The 4,245-nt window shown below is 75.9% G+C and carries 3 protein-coding genes and 1 pseudogene; all 4 read right to left on the bottom strand.

Features of this window, described 5'->3' with window-relative positions:
- The coding region (locus AC5FZL_RS15725; RefSeq protein ID WP_493619823.1) for a protein kinase domain-containing protein at positions 1–838 on the bottom strand (838 nt) is incomplete at its 3' end.
- Between the two features lie 46 nt (positions 839–884).
- Positions 885–2,339 (bottom strand): peptidoglycan D,D-transpeptidase FtsI family protein, encoded by a 1,455-nt coding sequence (locus AC5FZL_RS15720; RefSeq protein WP_493619822.1) that lies wholly within the window; start codon positions 2,337–2,339, stop codon positions 885–887.
- The gene (locus AC5FZL_RS15715; RefSeq protein ID WP_493619821.1) at positions 2,336–3,733 is read right to left on the bottom strand and encodes an FtsW/RodA/SpoVE family cell cycle protein; all 1,398 of its coding nucleotides are present in this window, start codon (positions 3,731–3,733) and stop codon (positions 2,336–2,338) included. Before AC5FZL_RS15715 ends, AC5FZL_RS15720 begins: the two co-directional genes overlap by 4 nt.
- Positions 3,733–4,245 (bottom strand): annotated as a pseudogene (locus AC5FZL_RS15710) (PP2C family protein-serine/threonine phosphatase); the annotation flags it as partial. The pseudogene AC5FZL_RS15710 and the gene AC5FZL_RS15715, both read right to left, overlap by 1 nt.

The following is a 4,245-nucleotide window of genomic DNA, read 5'->3' as shown; positions in this document are numbered from 1 at the left end:
CCAGCGCGCCGTCCTCGTCGCCCGCGGCGACGAGGTCGGCGACCCGGGCGACCGCCCCGGCGTCCTGGGGCCGGTCCAGCGGGTCCTTGGCCAGGCAGGCGGCCACCAGGGCGCGGGCCGCGGCGGGCACGGTCTCGGGCAGCGGCGGGGGCGGGTCGTTGACCTGGGCCAGCGCGATCGCGACCTGGGAGTCGCCGGTGAACGGACGCCGGCCGGCCAGCAGCTCGTGCGTGACGATCCCCAGGGCGTAGACGTCCGCGGCGGCGGTGATGTCCCGGCGTCCGGTGGCCTGCTCGGGGGAGAGGTAGGCGGCCGTGCCCATCACCTGGCCGGTGGCGGTCAGCGGCGCCTCCGCGACGGCCCGGGCGATCCCGAAGTCGGTGACCTTGACGTTCAGGTCGGGGGTGACGAGGAGGTTGCCCGGCTTGACGTCGCGGTGCACCAGGCCCGCGGCGTGGGCGGCCGCCAGCCCCTCGGCGGCGCGCGCCACGAGGGCCATGGCCCGCCGGGGCTCGAGCGCCCCCTCGCGGGCCAGCAGGTCCGACAGCGGCTCGCCCGGGACCAGCTCCATGACCAGCCACGCCGTGCCGTCGGACTCGCCGTAGTCGTACGTGGTGGCGATCGAGGGGTGCGCCAGGCGGGCGCTGTGGCGGGCCTCGGTGCGGAAGCGCTCGAGGAACCCGGGGTCGGCGGCCAGCTCCGCGCGGAGCAGCTTGACCGCCACGGTGCGGCCCAGGACCTCGTCCTCGGCGCGCCAGACCTCGCCCATGCCGCCGGCGGCCACGGGCGAGGTCAGCCGGTAGCGGCCCCCCACCAGCGCCCCCGCCTCAGCCCTCACCGCGCATCCCCCCGTCCGTGCCAACCCCCGTCACAGCCCCCGCGCCTCATCCGGCCAGCGCCGCCTGGATGACCTCGCGGGCGATCGGCGCGGCGGTGCGGCCCCCGGACGCCTGGTCCCCGGCCGAGCCGCCCTCCTCGACCACGACCGCGACGGCGACCTGCGGGTCGTCCGCCGGGGCGAACGCGGTGAACCACGCGTGCGGAGACCGCTCGGGGTCGTGCTGGGCGGTGCCGGTCTTGCCGGCCACCGCGACGCCGCTGATCTGCGCGGCGGTGCCGGTGCCCCGCTCCACCACGGCCTCCATCATCGTCGTCAGGGCCGCCGCGGTCTCGGGGGAGACCGCGCGCCCCAGCTCGGTGGGCTCCGGCCGCTCGATCACCTCGAGGTCCTCGCCGCGCACGGTGCGCACGAGGTTGGGCTGCATCACCACGCCGTCGTTGGCCACGCCCGCGGCCACCATGGCCACCTGCAGCGGGGTGACCCGCACGTCGTACTGGCCGATGCCCGCCTGGGCCAGCTGCGGCGGCGAGAGCTCCTCGGGCACGCTGCTCGGGGTGACCCCCAGCGGGATGTCGAGGTCCGCGCCGAAGCCGAAGGCCGCCGCCTGCTCGCGCAGCGCGTCGCCGCCCAGCTCCATGCCCAGCCACCCGAACGCGGTGTTGCACGAGATGCGCAGCGCGTCGGTGAGGGTCACCTGGTCGTCGGTGCCGCAGGCCCGGCCGTTGCTGTTGGGCAGCGTGGTCTCGGTCTGCGGGAGGTCGAGCTCCGCGGGACCGGGCACGAGCGTGTCGGGGGTGAACTTCCCGGACTCCAGCGCCGCCGCGGCCGTCACGATCTTGAACACCGAGCCCGGCGGGTACAGGTCGCCGGCGATCGCCCGGTTCACGAGCGGGTCGTCCTCGTCGGCCAGCAGCGCCTGCCGGGCCGCGGACGCCGCGTCGCGGTCGTGGGTGGCCAGCTCGTTCGGGTCGTAGCTGGGCGAGGAGACCATCGCCAGGACGTCGCCGGTGCGCGGGTCGAGCGCCACGACCGCTCCCCGCTGGTCGCCCAGCGCCTCCGCAGCGGCCTGCTGCACGGCGGCGTCCAGCGTCGTCTCGACCACGGCACCGGCCGGCTCGCGGCCGGTGAGCAGGTCCGACAGCCGCCGGTAGAACAGCTGGTCGGAGCTGCCCGAGAGCAGGTCGTTCAGCGAGGCCTCCAGCCCGGTCGGCTGCGAGACCACCGAGTAGGCGCCGGTGACGTGGGCGTACAGCGGGCCGTCGACGTAGGAGCGCTGGTAGCGGTAGGGGTCGTCGACCGGCGAGGAGCTCGCCACGGCCTCGCCGGAGACGAGGATCGGGCCGCGCTCGCGGCCCAGCTCGGCGTAGAGCGTGCGCGAGTTGCGCCCGTCGGCCCGCAGCCGCCCGGCGTCGATCGACTGGACCCACGTCGCCGCGGTCATGAGCACGAGGAACAGGGCCATGACCAGCACCGACAGCCGCCGCAGGGGGGCGTTCACAGGCGCACCACCTGCGTGGCGGAGGCGTCCTGCGCGGAGGGCGCCACCGGGGTCCCCGAGGTCTCGGCGACCGGGGCCGGACGCCGGGCGGCGTCGGAGGTGCGCAGCAGCAGACCGATGATCATCCAGTTCGAGACGAGGGACGAGCCGCCGTAGGCCAGCAGCGGCATGGTGAGGCCGGTCAGCGGGATCACCCGCAGCACGCCGCCGGCGACGACGAAGCACTGCAGGGCGACGGCGAAGGCCAGGCCGCCGGCGAGGAGCTTGCCGAACCCGTCGCGCACGCCGATCGCGGTGCGCAGGCCGCGCTCGACGAGCACCAGGTACAGCACGAGGACCGCGAACACCCCGACCAGGCCGAGCTCCTCGCCCAGCGCGGCGAGGATGAAGTCGCTCTCGGCGAAGGGGACCGTCTGCGGCCGGCCCTGCCCGAGACCGGTGCCCACCAGGCCGCCGTCGGCCATCCCGAACAGGCCCTGCACGAGCTGGTAGCTGCTCCCGAAGTCCGCGTTGTAGACCTCGTCCGAGAAGGGGTCCAGCCACGCGGACACGCGGCCCTGGACGTGGCTGAACAGGCTCCAGGCGAGGACGGCCCCGCCGACGAAGAGGGTCAGGCCCAGGGCGATCCAGCTCACCCGCTGGGTGGCGACGTAGAGCATGCCGACGAAGAGGCCGAAGAACAGCAGGGAGGTGCCGAGGTCGCGCTCGAGGACGAGCACCCCGAGGCTGGCCAGCCACGCCACGAGGATCGGCCCCAGGTCGCGGGGGCGGGGGAGCTGCAGGCCCAGCACCTTCGGGCCCACGAGCGAGAGGGTGTCGCGCGCGGTCACGAGGTAGCCGGCGAAGAAGACGGTCAGGACGATCTTGGCCAGCTCGCCGGGCTGGAAGGACAGGGGCCCGAGCTGGATCCAGATCTGGGCGCCGTTGATCCGGGTGCCGAGGACCGGCACCAGGGGCAGCAGCAGGAGCAGCAGGCCGACGACCATCGCGGTGAAGGTGTAGCGGCGCAGCACCCGGTGGTCGCGCAGCAGCGCGACGACCACGGCGGCCAGCACCACCCCGACCGCCGTCCACAGCAGCTGCCGGGGGGCGAAGGAGGAGTCGCGGGCCACGTCGAGCCGGTGGATCATCGCCAGGCCCAGGCCGTTGAGCACGGTCGCCACCGGCAGCAGCAGGGGGTCGGCGTAGGGCGCGCGCCAGCGGACCACCAGGTGCAGGGCCCCCGTCAGCGCCGCCAGCCCGCCCCCGTAGCCCAGGAGCCCCGGCGGCCAGGAGCCGTCGACGGCCACGCCGACCATGCCGTAGGCGCCCATCGCGATGACCAGGGCGACGGCGAGCAGCAGCAGCTCGACCCCGCGCCGGCTGCGCGGCGCGTGGGCGGTGACCAGCGACATCAGGACGCCGCCGCAGCCGGTGCCGGGAACGTCGTCGGCGAGGCGGCCGGCGCCGGAGGGGAGCCGGGGGTGGGCAGCGCCTCGCCCGGCTGCGTCGGGGTCGGCTCCGGGGCGGGGGTCGCCCCGCCGCCCTCGGTGCCCGCCTCGGCGCCGCCCTCGGTGGTGCGGACCTCCGCCCGCAGCTCGGTGACGATCCGCCGCGCGTCGGTGAGGTCCGAGGCGCTGATGCTGGACTCCACGCGCGCGCGGTAGACGGCGGGGAGGTCGGCCACCGCGACGTCCTCGTGGCGCACCACCGAGGACAGGTCCAGCGGGCCGACGTCCTGGGAGAGGCCGCGGAAGATGGTCACCCGGCCGCCGTCGGCGCCCACGTAGTACTGGCGCGACAGCCAGGCCGACCCGGCCCACAGGCCGCCGGCGAGCACGACGAGGACGACGGCCCCGACCACGGCGCCGCGCAGCCAGCGCCGGCGCGAGCGGGTGCTGCTGCTGCCCGACCCCGCGGCGCCCTC

It is taken from the genome of Quadrisphaera sp. DVD1, from assembly GCF_058932755.1.
The sequence above is the reverse complement of the archived record's forward strand: the minus strand, read 5'-3'. Positions and strand labels throughout refer to the sequence as shown.

Coding starts and splice junctions, on each gene's coding strand:
- AC5FZL_RS15715 (WP_493619821.1), bottom strand. CDS start 3,733: ATGTCGCTGGTCACCGCCCACGCGCCGCGCAGCCGGCGCGGGGTCGAG.